At 36.7% G+C, this 18,179-nt stretch carries 17 protein-coding genes, 1 tRNA gene and 1 other annotated feature (1 of these 19 cut by a window edge); of the genes, 3 read left to right on the top strand and 15 right to left on the bottom strand.

The features are described 5' to 3' along the window. Positions 1–41 (top strand) — a binding site (T-box leader); it begins 194 nt to the left of the window's first position. A gap of 140 nt (positions 42–181) precedes the next feature. Next, positions 182–1,885 carry a carbon starvation CstA family protein gene (locus KQI71_RS02590; protein WP_216433803.1) on the top strand — a complete coding sequence of 568 codons (1,704 nt, stop codon included), beginning with the start codon at positions 182–184 and terminating at the stop codon, positions 1,883–1,885. 70 nt (positions 1,886–1,955) lie between these two features. Here KQI71_RS02590 and KQI71_RS02585 read toward each other — a convergent pair whose 3' ends face one another. Next, positions 1,956–3,329 carry a sodium-dependent transporter gene (locus tag KQI71_RS02585; RefSeq protein ID WP_216433801.1) on the bottom strand — a complete coding sequence of 458 codons (1,374 nt, stop codon included), beginning with the start codon at positions 3,327–3,329 and terminating at the stop codon, positions 1,956–1,958. Between the two features lie 310 nt (positions 3,330–3,639). On the opposite strand from KQI71_RS02585, the gene KQI71_RS02580 reads away from it, so the two are divergent. Then, positions 3,640–4,098 (top strand): entericidin EcnA/B family protein, encoded by a 459-nt coding sequence (locus KQI71_RS02580; RefSeq protein WP_253287900.1) that lies wholly within the window; start codon positions 3,640–3,642, stop codon positions 4,096–4,098. A 58-nt stretch (positions 4,099–4,156) separates the two neighbouring features. Here KQI71_RS02580 and KQI71_RS02575 read toward each other — a convergent pair whose 3' ends face one another. From KQI71_RS02575 to KQI71_RS02555, 5 genes are read right to left on the bottom strand one after another with little or no spacing between them, the layout of a single operon-like run. Next, on the bottom strand, positions 4,157–4,927 hold the full coding sequence (locus KQI71_RS02575; protein ID WP_216433799.1) for an ABC transporter ATP-binding protein: 771 nt from the start codon (positions 4,925–4,927) through the stop codon (positions 4,157–4,159). Between the two features lie 5 nt (positions 4,928–4,932). After that, the gene (locus tag KQI71_RS02570; protein ID WP_216433797.1) at positions 4,933–5,712 is read right to left on the bottom strand and encodes an ABC transporter permease; all 780 of its coding nucleotides are present in this window, start codon (positions 5,710–5,712) and stop codon (positions 4,933–4,935) included. A gap of 11 nt (positions 5,713–5,723) precedes the next feature. Continuing rightward, a complete protein-coding gene (locus tag KQI71_RS02565) occupies positions 5,724–6,785 on the bottom strand; it encodes an ABC transporter substrate-binding protein (protein WP_216433795.1) in 1,062 nt (353 codons plus the stop codon). A gap of 37 nt (positions 6,786–6,822) precedes the next feature. Further along, a complete protein-coding gene (locus tag KQI71_RS02560) occupies positions 6,823–8,310 on the bottom strand; it encodes an aryl-sulfate sulfotransferase (protein WP_216433793.1) in 1,488 nt (495 codons plus the stop codon). Positions 8,311–8,322: 12 nt separating this feature from the next. After that, complete coding sequence (locus KQI71_RS02555) at positions 8,323–8,631, bottom strand: thioredoxin family protein (RefSeq protein WP_216433791.1); 309 nt, start codon at positions 8,629–8,631, stop codon at positions 8,323–8,325. 307 nt (positions 8,632–8,938) lie between these two features. On the opposite strand from KQI71_RS02555, the gene KQI71_RS02550 reads away from it, so the two are divergent. Then, the gene (locus tag KQI71_RS02550; RefSeq protein ID WP_216433789.1) at positions 8,939–10,522 is read left to right on the top strand and encodes a glucose-6-phosphate isomerase; all 1,584 of its coding nucleotides are present in this window, start codon (positions 8,939–8,941) and stop codon (positions 10,520–10,522) included. A gap of 114 nt (positions 10,523–10,636) precedes the next feature. Here KQI71_RS02550 and KQI71_RS02545 read toward each other — a convergent pair. The 9 genes from KQI71_RS02545 to KQI71_RS02505 form a co-directional block, all read right to left on the bottom strand. Then, positions 10,637–10,709 (bottom strand) — tRNA-Thr (locus KQI71_RS02545). A 23-nt stretch (positions 10,710–10,732) separates the two neighbouring features. After that, positions 10,733–10,990, bottom strand: coding sequence for an HPr family phosphocarrier protein (locus tag KQI71_RS02540; RefSeq protein WP_216433787.1), 258 nt, complete (start codon positions 10,988–10,990; stop codon positions 10,733–10,735). A 2-nt stretch (positions 10,991–10,992) separates the two neighbouring features. After that, a complete protein-coding gene (gene whiA / locus KQI71_RS02535) occupies positions 10,993–11,919 on the bottom strand; it encodes a DNA-binding protein WhiA (RefSeq protein ID WP_216433785.1) in 927 nt (308 codons plus the stop codon). Between the two features lie 3 nt (positions 11,920–11,922). Further along, positions 11,923–12,777, bottom strand: coding sequence for an RNase adapter RapZ (rapZ, locus tag KQI71_RS02530; RefSeq protein WP_216433782.1), 855 nt, complete (start codon positions 12,775–12,777; stop codon positions 11,923–11,925). Positions 12,778–12,789: 12 nt separating this feature from the next. After that, positions 12,790–13,698, bottom strand: coding sequence for a UDP-N-acetylmuramate dehydrogenase (gene murB, locus KQI71_RS02525; protein ID WP_216433781.1), 909 nt, complete (start codon positions 13,696–13,698; stop codon positions 12,790–12,792). Between the two features lie 12 nt (positions 13,699–13,710). Further along, complete coding sequence (locus KQI71_RS02520; RefSeq protein WP_216433779.1) at positions 13,711–14,652, bottom strand: ROK family glucokinase; 942 nt, start codon at positions 14,650–14,652, stop codon at positions 13,711–13,713. Position 14,653: 1 nt separating this feature from the next. After that, positions 14,654–15,598: an HPr(Ser) kinase/phosphatase gene (gene hprK / locus KQI71_RS02515; RefSeq protein WP_216433777.1), complete on the bottom strand. Its 945-nt coding sequence runs from the start codon at positions 15,596–15,598 to the stop codon at positions 14,654–14,656. A gap of 46 nt (positions 15,599–15,644) precedes the next feature. Then, entirely contained in the window at positions 15,645–17,510 is a 1,866-nt protein-coding gene (uvrC, locus tag KQI71_RS02510) for an excinuclease ABC subunit UvrC (protein WP_216433775.1), read from the bottom strand. 20 nt (positions 17,511–17,530) lie between these two features. Beyond that, positions 17,531–18,070, bottom strand: a complete 540-nt coding sequence (locus tag KQI71_RS02505) for a DapH/DapD/GlmU-related protein (protein WP_216433773.1) — start codon at positions 18,068–18,070, stop codon at positions 17,531–17,533. Positions 18,071–18,179: the final 109 nt, after the last annotated feature.

Here is an 18,179-nt window from a genome sequence, read left to right as displayed (position 1 = left end):
AATAAAAGAAGTGGTACCGCGGAAATTGTTTCGTCTTCTAAAATGCACAAGCATTTTGGAAGGCGATTTTTTATTTTATAAAATAAAAAAACATAACCCGGGAAAATTTCCGTCCACAAAAAATTTTGTATTTTGTAAGTTTTATTAAAAAGTATGTTAAAACTTAGAGGAGTGATTAAAAATGAATAGCTTGACAATCGTAGCAATCGCAATCGTTGTATTAGCTGCCGGTTATATCTTTTACGGACGGTGGCTTGCAAAATCATGGGGCATTGATCCAAAGGCAAAAACCCCTGCTTATACACATGAAGATGGAGAAGATTATATCCCGACACCAAAACTGGTTGTCTTTTCTCATCAGTTTTCATCCATCGCTGGTGCAGGTCCTGTAACCGGACCAATTATCGCAGCAATGTTTGGATGGTTGCCAGTTCTTTTATGGCTGCTGATCGGAGGAATTTTCTTTGGTGCTGTACAGGATTTTACCTCCCTTTATGCCTCTGTAAAAAATGAAGGAAAATCCATGGGTGTCTTGATTGAAAAATACATCGGTAAAACTGGAAGAAAATTATTCCTTCTGTTTTCATGGTTATTTACGTTACTTGTTATCGCAGCCTTTACTGACATGGTTGCAACAACCTTTAATGGCTTTACAGAAACTGGGGCAAAGAGCACTCCAAATGCAGCTGCCGCCTCTATTTCCATGCTGTTTATCGTAGGTGCAATCCTGTTTGGTTTATTCACCAAATATGTAAAACCAAATCAGATAGTTGAATTTGTAATCGGTGTTGTTTTATTAATTGTTATGCTTGCTGTTGGTATCGCCTTCCCATTATATTTCGGAAAGAGTGCATGGACAGGTGTCATCATGATTTACTTATTCCTGGCTTCTGTTATGCCAATGTGGTTATTGATGCAGCCTCGTGATTATTTAAGTACTTTCTTATTAGTTGGTATGATCATCGGTGCTGTTCTTGGAGTCTTTGTTGCTCATCCAGCAATGAATCTTCCAGTATTTAGCGGCTTTAACGTAGGTGGAAAGAGTTTATTCCCTACATTATTTATCACAATCGCCTGCGGTGCTGTATCAGGATTCCATAGCTTAGTATCTTCTGGAACCTCTTCAAAAACAGTTAGCAATGAAAAAGATATGCTCTGTGTTGGTTATGGTTCCATGATGATAGAATCCTTATTAGGTGTTATCGCACTGGTTGTTGTCGGTGCTGCTGCCGTTGGTGGTAAAATGCCACAGGGTACTCCATTCCAGATCTTTTCTGGTAATGTTGCCGGATTCCTTACTTTACTTGGTATCCCAAAACATGTTGCTACCTGCTTTATGACAATGTGCGTATCCGCACTGGCCCTGACATCTCTTGACTCTGTTGCCAGAATTGGACGTATGTCTTTCCAGGAACTATTCCTTGGAGATGCAGCAGATGCATCAGATCTTACAGGTGTAAGAAAACTGTTTACAAATAAATATTTTGCAACTGTAATTACATTATTCCTTGGATTCTTATTATGCCTTGGCGGATATGAAAATATCTGGCCTTTATTCGGAGCTGCAAACCAGTTATTAGCATCTCTGGTACTGATCGCATTATCTGTCTTCCTATTAACAACTGGAAGAAAAGGATGGATGCTTTATGCACCAATGTGCATCATGCTTGTTGTAACATTTACAGCATTGGTACAGTCTGTCATTGGAATTTTCACAAAGATCTTCGTAACTGGAGGATTTGTATTCATGATTGACGGACTCCAGCTGATCGTGGCATTGCTTTTAATGGCCTTAGGACTGATGGTCGCCATCTCTTGCTTTAAGAAACTTTTTAAGGCGGAAGGAAACAATCATAGCAACTACCATGCAGCTGCCGCAAAATAAAGAAAACAAAAGAACCAAGAAGCATCACTTTCTGCTTCTTGGTTCTTTTTGATTTTTTTGTCATTAATCATTACAGAAAAAATTTATCGATATATCCTTGAATAAAAATAAATAATACGATCAGCGGAAGGATATACGTAATATAAAATTTAGGCCATTTAGGAAATTTAATTCCTTTTCCTTCATTCGCTTCTTTCATAAAATTATCCCATCCCCATCCATATTTTGTCACACAGAACAATAAATATACGAGAGATCCTAATGGAAGAATGTTGTTACTGATAATAAAATCTTCCAAATCTTGAATCGTGGACCCTTCTCCAAATGGTGTAATAAAACTCCATACATTAAATCCAAGTGCACATGGTAAAGATAATAATGTAATAACAATGATATTAAATAAAATGGCTTTTTTTAGGCTACATCCCCATAAATCCTGTGCAAAAGAGATGATATTCTGGAATACTGCAATAATTGTTGATAGCGCTGCAAAACTCATAAATAAGAAAAACATTGCTCCCCAAATCCTGCTTCCAGGCATCTCATTAAATACATTGGGCAATGTAATAAATACAAGGTTTGGACCACTTCCCGGATTTACTCCAAAGGCAAAACATGCTGGAAAAATAATAAGCCCGGCCATTAATGCAACAAGTGTATCAAGAACTGCTACACTGATTGCCTCGCCAGCCAGTCTCCGACTTTTATCTATATAACTTCCAAAAATCGCAATCGCACCAATTCCAAGACTTAAAGTAAAAAATGCCTGTCCCATCGCTGCAAATACAACTTTTGTAATTCCCTGCTTCTTCATCGCTGCAAAATCTGGAATCAAATAAAACTTCAGTCCTGCAGAAGCTCCATTTAAAGTAACACTTCTAATAATCAAAATAACAATAACCACAAATAGGCAAGACATCATAACGGTTGTAATCTTCTCTACCCCATTTTGAAGTCCAAGAGAACAAACCAAAAATCCAAGCACAATCACAACTGCCATCCAAAAAATTTGTGTCTTTGGATCTGATAACATCGTTCCAAAAATATGTTCTACCTGACGTGGGTTTCTCTGTACAAAATCACCTTTTAACATTTTTACGAAATAACAAAGCATCCACCCAGCAACCGTCGTATAAAACATCATTAAAAGATAGTTACCTGCCATTCCAATATAACTATACCAGTGCCATTTGCTGCCAGCCGGTTCTAATTTCTGAAACGATGTTGCAATACTTCTCTGACTGGCTCTTCCAACCGCATATTCCATGACCATGATTGGAAGTCCAAGAATCATTAGGAAAAACAAGTATACTAGTACAAACGCAGCACCGCCATACTGTCCTGTAATAAACGGGAATCTCCATACATTTCCAAGCCCAATCGCACACCCTGCCGATATCAGAATAAAACCGATTCTTGATGAAAACTTCTCTCTGTTTTCCAAAATAAATTCCTCTCTTTTCTTTTTTATTTGTCAGTGTACCACTGTATTTTTCTCATAAGATGTCCGTCTTGTGGATACAGACTCACAGGAGTCCATTGTAACACAGGATTGTTTCTTTTAAAACTGAAAAATAAAGTTTGTTCAAATTATTATTCAGTACTTTGCTTCATTATCATCTAACCATATGCATCAAATATCGAAAAAGTGATTGAAACAGGAAGCTCTGACTTCTTTCTGTCGTTGTAATTCATATGCATATGCTTTATAATTTAAAATATCTTTAAGACTTATCATTGAAAGGAGATTTAAAATGAAGAAAAAAGTTTTACTTTTCATAATGTCTGCAATGGCAATTTCCTCTTTTTTCGGATGCTCAGCACGGAAGAAAGAAACAAAACAAAATACAAAAACTTCGACAATTTCTACATCCAATTCACAGACAAATTCTAAAACTACAGATGCTCAAAATGTAATGAATGATTTTTCTTCTTATAAAAAACGAATCAATAAACTTACAGAACAGATCAATCATGTCAAAATATCGTCTAATCCTTCAACAAACCATCATCGATTTCAATCTATAAAAAAACAAATCGATTCCATTGATGATGATCTTGACTTCCTAGATGACCAGTTAGAACATGACTATAAATCCAAACAGCTCAACTTTGAACAATATCAGAAAAGAGAAGACTCCATTGAAAAATTAGAAGATCAATTGGATTTGGCAGAAGATGCCCTAGAACATAAATTTAATATAGATGATTAAATAAATTTTTGCCGTACAAAATATCAATACTTTTTTGTACGGCAATTTTTTATTTCAATTAAATATTATATTCTGGAGCTACAATCTTATCTTCAAAGAAATAGTTATAAATTTTCTTTTTATATTTGGCAAAATCACTTCCTCCACGATCTCTCGTATGACCAAGTTCTACTTTTATAATATCCTTAATCGTTCCTGGTCTTGAGGACATAACAACAATCCGATCGGCTAAAAATACAGCTTCCTCAATGTCGTGTGTCACCATAATCATTGTATTTTTACAACGTTTTTTTATTTTTAACAATTCTTCCTGAAGTTCTATCTTTGTTAATGCATCCAATGCTCCAAATGGTTCATCTAATAAAAGGACTTCTGGCTGAGTTGCCAGCGCTCTGGCAATTGCAGCTCTTTGAGACATTCCACCAGAAAGCTGTCCCGGATATGCTTTTTTAAATTCCGAAAGTTTCACCAGACTCAAATACTGATCTGAAATATTCTCTTTTTCTTTTTTTGACTTTCCATTTAACCCAAGCTGAACATTTTTTTCTATACTCATCCAAGGGAAAAGACGATGTTCTTGAAAGATCATTCCACGATCAATCCCTGGTCCCTTCACTTCTTTTCCATCAATCTGAACTGTTCCTGTATCATTCGTCTCTAAACCAGCAATAATTTTCAAAAGAGTACTTTTGCCACAGCCACTATGTCCTACAATAACAACAAATTCTCCTTCTTCAATGTCGAGACCAATATCACTCAATACTTTTACTTTCTCTCCGTTCACGTCAAAACTTTTATTAACATCCCGAATTTTTAATTCTTTTCCCATGTTTCTCACCTGCCTCTTTCCCATGGTGTGCATGCTTTCGATATAAATGATATGATAAAATCCATGATGACACCAATGACTGCAATGGCGATCATTCCTGCAAATACAACTGGATACTGCATCAAACTTCTTGCATCATTGATCCGAAATCCAATTCCAGAAGTTGCTGCAATCATTTCTGCTCCTACAACAGCCATCCAAGAAACACTAAGTCCAAGTTTTAATCCCACAAAAATAGAAGGAAGAGCTGATGGCAGGTAAATTTTCGTAAACTGCTGCCATCCATTTAAATGATACATTTTCCCCACTTCAACCAATTTGGGATCCGTTCTTTCAATTCCATCAACCGTATTTACAAGGATTGGGAAATATGCAGCTAAAAAGATTACTGCTACTTTTGATTCTTCCCCAATTCCAAACCATATGATCAAAATAGGAACCCATGCAATCATCGGAACCTGCCGGATTGCTGTAAATGTCAACATAAAAAATCGATTTGCTGTCTGATTCATTCCCATCAAAACACCGAGTAGAATTCCAATTACAACAGCTAACGCATACCCTTTTGCAATACGGCTTAAACTAATTGCAATATCTGAAACAAGAGTCCCATGAGTAATTTCTGTCTTTAATGTTTCAAGAACCGTGCTGATCTTTGGCAAAATCAAGGTTGACATCGCACCACTAACTGTCGCATAATGCCAAGCGATGATGATAAGAATTGGTAATAAAATCATATTTAAAAATACGAGTACATTTTGTATGTTTTTTGTCTGTCTCTTCATGTTCCGCTCCCTTATTTCTGCTCATACTCTTTTTGTGCCTTTTTTAAATAGGAAGAATCTACCCATGATTTAAAATCAACATCATTTTGTATAATCTTATTGTCTTTTTCAAAAGTTTCAATCGTCTTTAAAGAAGAAAGATATCTCTTATCAAGATTTACCGGAAATCCAATATTCAAATCTTTTACAGCTACTTCCTTGATCTGTTTTAAATCTCTTCCGCTTTTCTTTGCAGATAATTCATAATATTTTTCCGGATCTTTTTTTATTTGATCTTTTGCTTTTAACATTGCCTTAATGATCGCAACATTCACATCCGCATGTTTCTTTACAAAATCTGTTCTTCCTATCAAAACATTTGGTTCATAAAATTTATCCTTATCTGCATCGATTCCTTTATGAATTACCTTTGCCTTTCCTTGCTTTATTAGCTCATCTGCCTGCCCATAAGATACAACGGCTGCATCTACAGCTCCTGTTGAAAGCCCAGAAAGTCCTTCTGGAATCGTACTATTTACAAGCTGTGCATCTTTTTCAGAAAGACCTGCCTCCTGTAAAACTTTTAAAACATACATCTGAGGCGTTGCACCTCTCTGATATGCGATCTTCTTTCCTTTTAAATCTTTTAAAGAATTAATTTTAGAATCTTTACTAACTGCCAGCTGCCATACGGAACCAAAACTTGTCACTGCTAGTAATTTTGTATCGATTCCTTTCGATTTTGCTAGAACCCCAGCAAATCCTGCGTAATAAGCATAATCAAGATCCCCAGAAGTCAAAGTCTCATGAATTGCCGGCGCTGCTCCTGTAAATCCAGTCAATTTTGCCTCATATCCAAGTGGATGTAAATATTCATCTAAATATCCCGATACTTTTGCAACCGCCAACGGTCCATCCGCCCAATCTGCCCCAGAGCTTGGGAAGCCAATGTTTATAACTGTATATTTTCCAGATTTTTTCGCTGCTTTCCCACCATTCGTACTTTCATCGCCAGACTTTGCACATCCAGCAAGAACAAATGATAAAATTAAAATAATGCTTAAAATACTAACGGTCCATCTTTTTGCTCTCATTGTACAAATATCCTCCTTATCCTTTTATCTCTTGCTCTTAAATCAAGTCACTCTTTTTTACTGTAGCCACACAGAAATTTACTTCTGTATCTTCGTCTTCTTCAGAACCTCCTCCTGTCATCAGGGATACATTTGGATCAACTCCATCTATTGTTGTTACTTTTCCAAGTCCTGCACCAACAATCGAGCCAGGTACTCTAAATGTCGAAGGATCTATTTTTTCAATTGATATTTCTTCTGGTTTTTCTAACTGTGGAATCCACTCATATGGTACACGGTATGCACGATAAACCATGTTGTTCGTAAATTGTCCAAGAATGGTATGAAAATATGGATTAATATATTCCCACACAACCTCATGATCTTTTGTTACTTCGATAAGTCTTCCATCCGATCCTTCTGTAATTAAAGTATTTCCATTTGGAAGTCGCTGTGCAGAACTAATATAAGAACTATAAAATTTCGAAGCATCTGTAAATAACAAATTCCCGGCTTCCAGTGGTGTATACTGCCATGTAATTTCTAATGTAATAGGATTAAACTGTAACACTCTTGAATAATCTCTCCTTGCACAATTAACTCCAGTCAAAGCTCCAGGATTTGGGATTCCATATCCGCCTTCTCCTCCATTATCAAATACAAGAAAATCTCCCTCTCCTTCCAGTCCTTTTGGAATCATATGAAAGTGATGTTGTCCAATAATCCAACCAAGTTTTTTTGTTGCTTCATTTTCATTGAAATCCGGTCCAAGTCTCCAGACAATATCTCCTGTTTTTTTACTAATAATTCCAAGAATATTAGCATTTCTCGCATCAAAGATAATATTATCCGGATGAAATCTTTCATCTCCCTGATCATACCATTTGTTTTCACCAAGCGTTGACATGCTATTAATATGCATCCAATCTCCACCAGCTTCTCCTTGTATACATGGGTTACGGAACAATGCATTTTTTGCTGCTTCATCAAAACCAAGCTGGTCAAAATGATCACTAGCTCTCCAACTCCATAAAATATTTCCTTCCCAGTCAACCTCAATAATTTTGTCATCAATCAAGCGCTTGTCTGAAATTTCATGCTGATACAAATTTTCATGTGTTAAAATCAGTGTATTTCCTTCCGTTGTCTTTGGTTCGCCTCCCGGATAATAATATCCTACGGTTGATCCTTCTCTTTGATAATCATGATGCTGTCTTGCCATATAGACCGGATCTTTTTCTCCATCTGCAATTAATTCTGTATGATCAAATTTCCAAACAATATTTCCTTCCCAATCAACCTGTACGAGATCAATCTGATCTTGATAAGCTTTCTTTCCTGGTCTTGTTCCTGTTGTCCCCATGACATAGCCTCCTGGAAGAATTTTATTTGGAAATCCTCCGAGTCCTGCCCAAAGCTGCACTTCTCTTCCATTCATATCAATCAAAAGTGCCCCTTTATCTGAAGGAAATACAGTATATCCGTTAAATGCTTTTTCTTTATTATAAATTGTTGTCCCTGTCGGGAAAATACTTGGGTATCCCATTTCTATCACTCCTTATAGCTTCTTTATATTTTCTGCAACGATTAATTTATGTGTAAATCCTATAGATTTTTCTCTTATCTTTCCTTCTTTAAAATACAAAAGTGTTGGAAGAGAAGTTACATCATATTCTTCTGCCAATGCTATTTCCTTTGGAATTTCTACTTTTCCAAAAAAAACTCCCGTTTCTTCTTCTGAAAGTTCTTCAATTCCTGCCTCTTGTTTTCTACAATGACTACACGTTTTTGAATAAAACTCTACAATAACAATTTTATTTTCTTCTAAGACTTCTTTCAAAGTTTTTTGATCTAATTCTTTTATCATCCAGCATCGCTCCTTTTTTATTTCCTACTTTTCCTACTTTTTATATATGTTTTTATTTTTTACTTGTCATTGATGATAGCACATGATACTTACATCGTCTAATACCGAAAACAGATCAGTAGTTATAAGTTTTATTTATAGCTTCCATGGATTTTAAATGTGCATGCATTGCAATCAACTATGTTTTTCTGTATAATTATCAGTAGAATATTTTGATTGCAAAACATCCCTAGCGGACATTTGTATTTCTTAATATTTCCATTGATGTACAGTACAAATTATTTGTGGACTTAAGGAGGATTTTATTATGGTAACATGGAAAAACCTTGATACCTTGGCATCTTATGACAAACTTGCAGGTATGAAAAATCGTGTAAACATTGCAGAAGCAATGTCTGGTGAAAACGGTGCGAAACGTGTAGCAAAATACACAACACCTATGGCTGCCGGCATGAATTTTAATTACGCTGCAAAACAGGTCGATGACACAATCTTAGATGCACTTGCAGAATTAGCTGACGAAGCTCAGTTAGTTGACAAATTTGAAGAATTATATAATGGGGCAATCATCAATACTGGTGAACAGCGTCTCGTTCTTCATCATTTAGCTCGCAGACAGTTAGGAAACAAAGTCGTTGTTGATGGTGTTGATAAACGTGAATTCTACGTTTCACAGCAAAAGAAAGCCGCTGACTTTGCAAACAAAGTTCATGCTGGTGAAATTACAAATGAAGCTGGTGAAAAATTTACAACGGTTGTTCAGATCGGTATCGGTGGTAGTGACTTAGGTCCTCGTGCTTTATATATTGCTCTGGAAAACTGGGCCAAAGAAAATAATCTTGCAAAAATGGAAGCAAAATTTATCAGTAACGTAGATCCTGATGATGCAGCTGCTGTTTTAAAATCAATTGATGTATCACGTTCTCTGTTTATTGTTGTGTCTAAATCCGGAACAACTTTAGAGACTCTGACAAATGAAGCATTCGTAAAAGATGCCCTGACAAAAGCAGGTCTTGATCCATCCAAACATATGCTTGCTGTAACAAGCGAAACATCTCCTCTTGCAAAGAGTGATGATTATCTTACTGCAATTTTCATGGATGACTTTATCGGAGGACGTTATTCTTCTGTATCTGCTGTTGGCGGAGTTATTCTTTCTCTTGCATTTGGTCCTGAAATCTTTGCAAGAATCCTGGATGGTATGGCAGAAGAAGACAAACTTGCAACAAACAAAGACATCTTCAAAAACCCAGATCTTCTGGATGCTTTAATTGGTGTTTATGAACGTAACGTTCAGGGATATCTTGATACAGCTGTTTTACCATACTCTCAGGCATTAAGCCGTTTCCCTGCTCATTTACAACAGTGTGATATGGAATCAAATGGTAAATCTGTTAACCGTTTTGGTGAACCAGTAAACTATGTAACAGGACCTGTAATCTTTGGTGAACCTGGTACAAATGGACAGCATTCTTTCTATCAGTTATTACATCAGGGAACTGACATTGTTCCATTACAATTCGTTGGATTCAAAGACAGCCAGATCGGTATGGATGTTGAAATTGAAGGAAGTACAAGCCAGAAGAAATTATGTGCAAACGTTGCAGCTCAGATCGTTGCATTTGCATGTGGTAAAGATGATGAAAATAAAAACAAGAAATTTGAAGGTGGTCGTCCATCCAGCATCATCACTGGTGAAAAATTAGTTCCTGAATCACTCGGTGCTTTATTAGCTCATTTTGAAAACAAAATCATGTTCCAGGGATTCATCTGGAATATCAACAGCTTTGACCAGGAAGGTGTTCAGCTTGGTAAAGTCCTTGCAAAACGCGTTCTTGCTCATGACACAGATGGAGCATTAAAAGCTTACAGTGACTTACTTGAAATCTAATCCAGAAAACTATCGAAGTAACAAATTAAAACAGGGTCTTCCTATTCTTGGGAAACCCTGTTTTTTCATATAAAAAAAGCGTAAACCCAAAAAGGTTTACGCTTTATAATCATCAGCCGAAAACCGGACTTGAACCGGCGACCCCTTCATTACGAGTGAAGTGCTCTACCAACTGAGCTATTTCGGCATATATGAAAGCACAGATAAAATCTATGCTCCTTTTGTAAGATAATGTTCGATCTGTGTAACAGCTTCTTCTTCATCAGAGCCATCTGCTACAACAGTCAAATCTTCAATCTGGTTTAATCCGAGGCTCATCATACCCATGATACTTTTTACATTTACCTGTTTATTTCCCGCCTCAAATAAAATCTTGCTTTCAAACTGACTTGCCATCTGTACGAGAAGTGCGATTGGTCTGTCTTCTTCCTTTAATGCTGCCTGCACTTTCACATTTCTAGAAATCATTCTTATCCTTTTCCTCCTAATCTCATCTCTTCTGCCATTTTGTTTAACTTCTTCAGACGATGATTTACTCCGGATTTTCCAACAGGAGGATCCAGCATATCACCAAGCTCTTTCAGGGTAGCTTCCGGATGTTCCATGCGCAGATAAGCAATGTCTTGTAATCCCTGACTCAAATGATGAAGTCCCTTATGCTCCATGATATATTCAATATCCTCTACCTGCTTCACAGCGGCAGATACCGTCTTATGAATATTGGCAGTTTCACAATTGACTCTTCGATTCACGGTATTACGCATATCTTTCAAAATCCTGATGTTTTCAAATTTCATCAATGCTACATGAGCCTCCATAATATTTAATACATCAACAATCTTGGATCCTTCTTTAATATATACGACATAATATTTCTTCCGCAAAACAATTTTAGCATCCAATTCGAAAAAATTCAAGACCTCTTTTAACTGTTCTGATGTTTTTTCATCTGCAGATACGATCTCAAAATGATAATTTTTTTCTGGATCGCTCATGGAACCAGCTGCCTGAAATGCTCCACGAATATATGCTCTCTTACAACATGTATTCTGAAGAACTAGTCCAAATTCATCTTGTTCCATTAACTTCACTGTTTTCAATAATAAAACACAATCATCCCTGTTGTCAACACTAACTGTATAATTTCTACTTCTTTTTAGAAAATCATTTCTACTTACATCAATTTTCGCCTGGATTTTAAACAGATCTTTCAAAAGTGTATAAAATCTTCTGGCAACAGTCACTGTCTCTGTATGTATTTTTACCCTGTAATTTTCGCCATCCTGAGTCACTTCTCCGCAAAATTTAATGAAACCGGCCAGCTCTGCTATCTTGCAGTGTCTGGCACCGGTTTCATTTCTGGATAGCTCTTCTTTTACATTACTTGAAAATGACATTTGCTACCTCGTTATATCTCTATGCTCGACTTTCACTGAATATGGAAGCTGTTTTAATTTTTCTGTTAACGCATTTGCGATTGTCACAGAACGATGTTTTCCTCCAGTACATCCTATTCCTATGACAAGATTATATTTTCCTTCCCGGATATAATTTGGAATTAGAAATTCCAACATATCATAAAGTTTCTTCAAAAATTCAACAGATTCCTCGTATTTCATAACAAATTCCTGAATTGGTCTATCATTCCCAGTTAATGGCCGCAATTTCAGATCATAATATGGATTTGGAAGAAAACGTACATCAAATACTAGATCGACATCCGCTGGAATTCCAAATTTAAATCCGAAAGAAACGACTGCAATTTGAAATCTCTTATTTACCTGACCTTCCACATAGATTTTATCAATCTCTCCTTTTAGCTCACGAATGAGCAATTGACTGGTGTCAATTACATAATCTGCTCTTTTAAGAAGAAAATCCATGATTTCTCTTTCTTTCGCAATTCCATCTTCCACACGTCCATCTCTTGAAAGTGGATGATTTCTCCTTGTCTCTTTATAACGCTTTAACAAAATGCGGTTGCTTGCATTCAAAAATAAAATTTCAAATGCAATTCCCATATCCTTGATCTCTTTAAGCTTTTGTTCCAGCTCACTAATTCCTTCCCCATTTCGAATATCAATCCCAAGGGCAACATCCTCAATATGAGCTGTTTTGTCCAATGTCATCTGAGCAAATTTATCCAGCAGGGGCACTGGAAGATTGTCGACACAAAAGTATCCGATATCTTCCAGCATCTTAAGAGCACTGCTTTTTCCAGCTCCTGACATTCCTGTTACAATTACAAATCTCATGCTGTTTCCTCTTTAAAATCGTCCAATTCTCTTTACTTCTGGCTCCAGAAGAACTCCAAATTGTTCTTTTACTTTATTTTGCACATCTTCAATTAATTGCATAACATCGGCTGCAGTCGCATTTTCCTGATTTACAACAAATCCACAATGTTTATCAGAAACTCTAGCTCCACCAACTTGATATCCACGAAGTCCAGCATCTTGGATTAATTTTCCGGCGAAATATCCTTCTGGGCGTTTAAACGTACTTCCGGCACTTGGAAATTCCAAAGGCTGTTTTGTTTTTCTCGCCAATGCATATTCATCCATCTGGGCTTTGATTTCTTCTTTTTTTCCTTTTTTCAGTTCGATCACACCACTTAAAACAACATAACCATTTTGTAAAACATTGCTTGTTCGATATCCAAGTTCGAGTTCACTGGCTTTTATTGTCTCCACTTCTCCTTCTTGGGTAAGTACTGTAACTTCTTTAAGCACCTGTACCATTTCACCACCGTAGGCGCCTGCATTCATAACAACTGCACCTCCAAAGGTTCCCGGAATTCCTCCAGCAAATTCAAATCCTGTAAGTTCTTCTTTTAAAGCAGTTTTAGAAACACTGCTTAATAAGGCCCCCGCCTGTACGTGAATCTGATCACCTTCTACGCTAATTTGGCTTAAATTTTTATAAATTTGCAGAACAATTCCTTCAATTCCATGATCTCCAACCAAAAGATTACTTCCATTTCCAAGAACAAAAAGTGGAATGTTATGTTCTTTGGCAATCTGACATGTTGTCTTAATATCTTCGATCGTTTCCGGCACAACAAAAAGGTCTGCTGGTCCCCCAATTCGAAACGTTGTATGTTTTTTCATTGGCTCTTGATCGAAAACTTTCTCAGATCCAATTGCTTGCTTGAGCTGTTCATTTACTTTGTCCATGATTTCTCCATTCTATGATTCAGAGAGCATCAGGCTGGCTGCTCCATAAATTCCGGCATCATTTCCCAATGTTGCTAAAACAAATTTCCCATCCTGTGCCTTTCCAAATGTGTATTTCTTATAATATTTTGCGATTGCATCCAAAAGAATCTGCCCTGCTCTGGAAACTCCTCCGCCAATAACAAAGACTTCTGGATCGACTGTCAAAGCAATATTTCCAAATGCAAGTGCAAGTTTCTGTCCAAGTGCATCCACTTGTTCATTTGCAAACGCATCTCCTTCTTTTGCAAGATCAAAAATATCTTTTGCTGTGATTTCTGAAAGATCACGAAGTGCTGTTGCTTCTTCACTGTTTTTTAGAGCTTTCTTTGTCTCAAAAACGATTCCTGTTGCAGATGCATATAATTCCAGGCATCCTGTTTTTCCACAATTGCAGACTCTGTCATCACATGGATCTACCGTCATATGCCCAATCTCTCCACCATAACCACGGCTTCCATTGATAATATGACCGTCAACAATGATTCCTCCTCCAACACCGGTTCCAAGAGTTACCATAACTGCACTTTCATAATCTGCAGCTGCACCAGTCCAAAGTTCTCCAAGTGCTGCTACATTGGCATCATTTGTAACTTTTACCGGATATCCAAGAAGCTTAGATAATTCTTCTCCTACATTTACACTTCCCCATCCAAGATTGACACACTCATTTACCTTTGTAAATTCTAAAACAGCACCAGGTACACCAACACCTACACCTAAAATATCATCTTTAGAAAGATTATGTTTTTCACTATTTTCTTTGATCGAAGCCGCAATATCTGCAAGGATATACTTTCCGTTTTCTTCTTTTCTCGTAGGAATTTCCCATTTTTCAATTAATTTCCCATCTTCGGAAAATAATCCGATTTTTACTGTTGTTCCACCTACGTCAATCCCATATAAATGTTTCATATTATTCTTCCTCCTCATTCATTTGTCCTGTGACACGTTTATACAGCTCTTCCGCTGCATTATATCCCATCTTTTTCTGTCTGTGGTTAATGGCAGCAGCCTCGACGATAATTGCAAGATTTCGTCCTGGACGAATTGGAAGGGAATGCGCAACAACCTTGTTTCCAAGATATTCAACATATTTTTCTTCCAATCCCAGGCGATCATAATCGGCATCTTTATTCCAATCTTCCAACTGAATGACAAGATCAATATTCTGCGTCATTTTTACACTTTCCACTCCAAACAGCTTTCTTACGTCAATGATTCCAATTCCTCGAAGTTCAATAAAGAATCTTGTCACTGCCGGTGAAGAACCAACCAGTGTATCTTTACTAACACGTTTGATCTCTACCACATCATCAGATACCAGACGATGCCCTCTCTTAATTAGTTCCAAAGCTGCTTCACTCTTTCCGATTCCACTTTCACCAGTGATCAGAATACCTTCACCAAAAACATCCACGAGTACACCATGAATAGAAATTCTTGGTGCAAGAACGACTCCGAGCCAACGAATAACTTCTGCCATAAATGCTGATGTCTTTTCCTGTGAAATTAAGATTGGAACACCATGTTTTTTGGCAATGTATTTTGTACGATTATTTGGTCTAAGATTACTGCAATAAACAAGACATGGAATTCCTGCGCTAAATAATCGTTCCAGAATTACACCTTCGGTTGCATCGTCTTTTCGGACTTCTTTCATATACAGAGCTTCTACGTTTCCGATGATCTGTACGCGATTACTGTCAAAATGATCAAAAAATCCTGCAAGCTGTAAAGCAGGACGATTCACTTCTGCTTGATTAATAAAGATTTCTCTTGTATTAATCTCCGGAATTACTTCCTCAAGATTCATTTTTTTGATCATATCATATACGGAAACTTTATGTTCCTGGTTCATACTGTTGTCTCCCTTCTATATATTATTTTTATTTTATCATATTTTTTCACTTAGCAGAATGGAAAAAATAGTGTATTTGCTGTGCAGTTTTTCGATCAATGCCTGGAACTTGCAGTAATTCTTCTATTTTGGCTGTTTTTATCTCTCCAATATCTTTAAAATATTTCATCAAAGCTTTCCTTCTCTTTGGTCCAACCCCTTTGATATCATCAAGGACAGAATGTACCTGTCCTTTCGTTCTCAAGGAACGATGATACTCTATGGCAAAGCGGTGAGCTTCATCCTGAATTCTTGTGATAAGAAGAAATGCCTCACTTTGTTTTGGAAAAATAATTTCTTTATTGTTATAATAGAGACCTCTTGTCCTATGATGATCATCTTTTACCATTCCGCAAACTGGAATATGGAGATCTAAATGCTTTAATACTTTTTGTGCAATACGGACCTGCCCTTTTCCTCCATCCATTAAAAGCAAATCTGGAAATTTTGTAAAACTCCCAAGTTTCAAATCTTTTCCTGTTTTTTCCATTTCTTTTCGTTCTTTTTGTCCGTGGAGAAAACGTCTTGTAAGAACTTCTTCCATGCTGGCATAATCATCTGGTCCATTCACTGTTTTTAAGCGAAATTTTCGATAATCCTGACGTCTTGGTTTTCCTTTTTCAAAGACAACCATAGATGCTACTGTCTGAAAACCACTAATATTAGAAATATCAAATGCCTCCATCCGATGAAGCCCTGAAACTCCGATAAGTTGTTCTATTTCCCTGACTGCTCCAATCGTTCTTTTTTCTTCTCGTCTTAATTTATCACGATCCATTTTCAAAACATTTTGAGCATTTTCTTTGGCCATTTTTACCATCCGATATTTTTGTCCTCGAACAGGTACCCTTACATGTACCTTAGATCCTCGTTTTTTTTCAAGCCATTCTTCGATGATATCCATATCTTCAATTGGTTGTTCCAAAAAAATCTCAGCTGGCAGATAAGGTGTTCCAGCATAAAACTGCTTAACAAACGCACCCAGAATTTCTGAATCTTTTGTTTGCTCCTTAGATTCCATATGAAAATGTTCTCTTCCAAGCAATTTCCCCTGTCGAATAAAAAAGATAGAAACCACTGCATCCTTTTCATCCTGATCCATTGCAATAATATCTCGATCTTCAAATCCTTTTGTATTAATCTTCTGCCGATCCATAACACGTTCAATACTTTTTAAAAGATCACGATATTCCATTGCTTTTTCAAATTCCAAATCTTTCGATGCTTCTTCCATTTTATGGCGAATTTGTTCTGCTACATTTTTATCATTTCCATTCAAAAATTCAAGAACTTCTCGCACCTGTTTTTCATAATCTTCCTTCGAAATATATCCCTGACACGGCGCATTGCATTGCTTGATTTGATAATAAAGGCATGGCCTGTCCTTTCCAATATCTTTTGGCAGACGACGGCTGCACGTTCTTATCCGAAAAATTTTTCGTAAAAGTTCAATGATATCATTCACAGCTGCAGAACTCGTATAAGGTCCAAAGTATTTACATCCATCCTGTTTCATTTGTCTTGCAAGCAGAATTCTGGGATAATCTTCATTCGTTGTTACTTTAATATAAGGATAATTCTTGTCATCCTTTAACATTGTGTTATATTTCGGACGATGCTCTTTGATCAAATTACTTTCAAGAACCAAAGCTTCCAATTCAGAATCTGTAATAATATATTCAAACCAGGCAACATTCTGAACCATATGCTGAATTTTCACGGAAAGATTTCTGCTATCCTGAAAATACTGACGAACCCGATTACAGAGTTTGATTGCCTTTCCAACATAAATAATTTCATCTTTTTGATTATGCATTAAATAAACACCTGGTTTGGCCGGTAGCTTTTTTAATTCCTCCTGAATATCAAACATTCTTTTCCTCTACTTATTATTTAAAATTTATCTGCATCTAAATATTTGATAACTCTAGCCGGATTTCCAACAACAACTGCATTATCCGGAACATCTTTTGTAACAACAGATGCACCTCCGACAACCGCATTTTCTCCAATAGTAACTCCTGGCAATACTGTGACATTCACACCAAGCCATGCATTTTTCTTAATATGCACCGGTTTACAAGTCAGTACATCTCTATCATAAACATCATGATTATTTGTTGCAATTGTACAATTTAAAGAAATACGTACGTCATCGTCAATTATGACTCCCCCTGCAGACATTGACTGGAAATTGTTCATAATTACAACATTTTTTCCGATTTTTACGTTCTTTGCCTGATTCATAAACATTGGAGGATTAATGATAGATCCTTCTCCTAGACGATCTTCAAAAAGTTCGCGGATCAGCTTATTACACTCCTCTGTTCCCGGCATTGTATGATTAATCTTAAAACAAAGCTGCTGGCTTCTTTTTCCTTCTTTTCTGCGTTCTTCATTTGGTATTCTTAAGTCAATTCTTACTTCTTCCATGATGTGCTACCTCCTTTTTTGCATATTTCTTATTCTACCACGTCCTAATACAAAAAAACAACCAGTTCACAGCACAGCTCCGCCTTCATTTACGAATAACTGTGCCGCT

Origin of the sequence: Anaerostipes sp. MSJ-23 (assembly GCF_018918155.1) — a bacterium.
Lineage (GTDB): Bacteria > Bacillota > Clostridia > Lachnospirales > Lachnospiraceae > Anaerostipes.
The sequence above is the reverse complement of the archived record's forward strand: the minus strand, read 5'-3'. Positions and strand labels throughout refer to the sequence as shown.

Coding starts and splice junctions, on each gene's coding strand:
- KQI71_RS02520 (WP_216433779.1), bottom strand. CDS start 14,652: ATGAAACATTTATATGGGATTGACGTAGGTGGAACAACAGTAAAAATC.
- KQI71_RS02580 (WP_253287900.1), top strand. CDS start 3,640: ATGAAGAAAAAAGTTTTACTTTTCATAATGTCTGCAATGGCAATTTCC.
- KQI71_RS02540 (WP_216433787.1), bottom strand. CDS start 10,990: ATGATTTCTAGAAATGTGAAAGTGCAGGCAGCATTAAAGGAAGAAGAC.
- KQI71_RS02565 (WP_216433795.1), bottom strand. CDS start 6,785: ATGAGAGCAAAAAGATGGACCGTTAGTATTTTAAGCATTATTTTAATT.
- KQI71_RS02575 (WP_216433799.1), bottom strand. CDS start 4,927: ATGGGAAAAGAATTAAAAATTCGGGATGTTAATAAAAGTTTTGACGTG.
- murB (WP_216433781.1), bottom strand. CDS start 13,698: ATGGACAAAGTAAATGAACAGCTCAAGCAAGCAATTGGATCTGAGAAA.
- KQI71_RS02570 (WP_216433797.1), bottom strand. CDS start 5,712: ATGAAGAGACAGACAAAAAACATACAAAATGTACTCGTATTTTTAAAT.
- KQI71_RS02505 (WP_216433773.1), bottom strand. CDS start 18,070: ATGGAAGAAGTAAGAATTGACTTAAGAATACCAAATGAAGAACGCAGA.
- whiA (WP_216433785.1), bottom strand. CDS start 11,919: ATGTCATTTTCAAGTAATGTAAAAGAAGAGCTATCCAGAAATGAAACC.
- rapZ (WP_216433782.1), bottom strand. CDS start 12,777: ATGAGATTTGTAATTGTAACAGGAATGTCAGGAGCTGGAAAAAGCAGT.
- KQI71_RS02560 (WP_216433793.1), bottom strand. CDS start 8,310: ATGGGATACCCAAGTATTTTCCCGACAGGGACAACAATTTATAATAAA.
- KQI71_RS02550 (WP_216433789.1), top strand. CDS start 8,939: ATGGTAACATGGAAAAACCTTGATACCTTGGCATCTTATGACAAACTT.
- uvrC (WP_216433775.1), bottom strand. CDS start 17,510: ATGTTTGATATTCAGGAGGAATTAAAAAAGCTACCGGCCAAACCAGGT.
- KQI71_RS02555 (WP_216433791.1), bottom strand. CDS start 8,631: ATGATAAAAGAATTAGATCAAAAAACTTTGAAAGAAGTCTTAGAAGAA.
- hprK (WP_216433777.1), bottom strand. CDS start 15,598: ATGAACCAGGAACATAAAGTTTCCGTATATGATATGATCAAAAAAATG.
- KQI71_RS02590 (WP_216433803.1), top strand. CDS start 182: ATGAATAGCTTGACAATCGTAGCAATCGCAATCGTTGTATTAGCTGCC.